The organism is Rhodococcus sp. R1101, assembly GCF_000278445.1.
Lineage (GTDB): Bacteria > Actinomycetota > Actinomycetes > Mycobacteriales > Mycobacteriaceae > Rhodococcus > Rhodococcus gordoniae.
Genome location: NZ_AJVB01000765.1, coordinates 1 through 1,133 on the forward strand (window position 1 = coordinate 1; position 1,133 = coordinate 1,133).

A 1,133-nucleotide genomic window follows, 5' to 3' on the forward strand; every position below is an offset into this window, starting at 1 on the left:
CCACCGAGTCCTTGCCGGCTGTTCTGCTGATCAGAACGGATTTACCGTGGAGCCCACCAGATCCGCAACCGAGTCGATGACGCGGGTCGGCCGATAGGGGAATCTCTCGACGGATTCGCGGGTGGAAATACCCGTCAGAACCAGCAGCGTCTGCAGCCCGGCCTCGAGGCCGCAGACGATGTCGGTGTCCATACGGTCGCCGATCATCAGCGTGTGGGCGGAGTGCGCACCGATCGCGCGCAGGGCCGAGCGCATCATCAGGGCGTTCGGTTTACCGACGAAATACGGTTCGCGGCCCGTCGCGCGGGTGATCAGCGCCGCGACCGCCCCGGTGGCGGGTAGTGAGCCTTCCCGCGAGGGGCCGGTCGGATCCGGGTTGGTCGCGATGAAGCGGGCGCCGCGTTCGACGAGACGGATCGCGGTGGTGATCGCCTCGAAGGAGTATGTGCGCGTCTCCCCGAGGACGACGTAGTCGGGGTCGCTGTCGGTCAGCACGTATCCGATGTCGTGCAGGGCCGTCGTCAATCCGGATTCACCCACCACATAGGCGCTACCGCCGGGTCGTTGATCGGCCAGGAACGTCGCCGTCGCCAACGCCGAGGTCCAGATCGACTTCTCGGGAACGTCGAGGCCGGTACGCAGCAGGCGGGCACGGAGGTCTCGTGGCGTGCGGATGGAGTTGTTGGTGAGCACCATGAACGGTGTGCCGTTCTCGCGCAGTTCGGTCAGGAACGTATCGGCGCCGGGAATCAGGTGATCCTCGTGCACGAGAACCCCGTCCATGTCCATGAGATAGTTCCAGACCGGCGCGGATACGGGTTCGTCGCTCACCGTTCGAGTGTGTCACCGACCGCTCGGCTCGGCAGCCGATACAACCCGATCGCCCGACGAGGACGACATGTAGAACCGTGGCCGCCGAACGGCCTGTGAAAATTGCGTCCTGCGAAGCCGGGCATCGACGAGCCCGGCGGCTCCGCGCTGTCCGTTCCGTGCGGATTCGATGTTGCGTAAGGAACTCACCCGCCGAGATTCGCGATGGTCGAGTCGAGCACACCCGCCTGTAGCTCGAGGTCGCTCTCGTTCGTAGTCCCGATCCTTCGGCAGCCCGTGTCCGGAGTTCCTCTCGCGTGACC

1 protein-coding gene is annotated in these 1,133 nt (G+C 65.3%); it reads right to left on the minus strand.

Annotated elements, in window-relative coordinates:
* Positions 1-30: 30 nt before the first annotated feature.
* A complete protein-coding gene (locus R1101_RS0124005) occupies positions 31-789 on the minus strand; it encodes an HAD-IIA family hydrolase (RefSeq protein WP_051017608.1) in 759 nt (252 codons plus the stop codon).
* Positions 790-1,133: the final 344 nt, after the last annotated feature.

Coding starts and splice junctions, on each gene's coding strand:
- R1101_RS0124005 (WP_051017608.1), bottom strand. CDS start 789: ATGGACATGGACGGGGTTCTCGTGCACGAGGATCACCTGATTCCCGGC.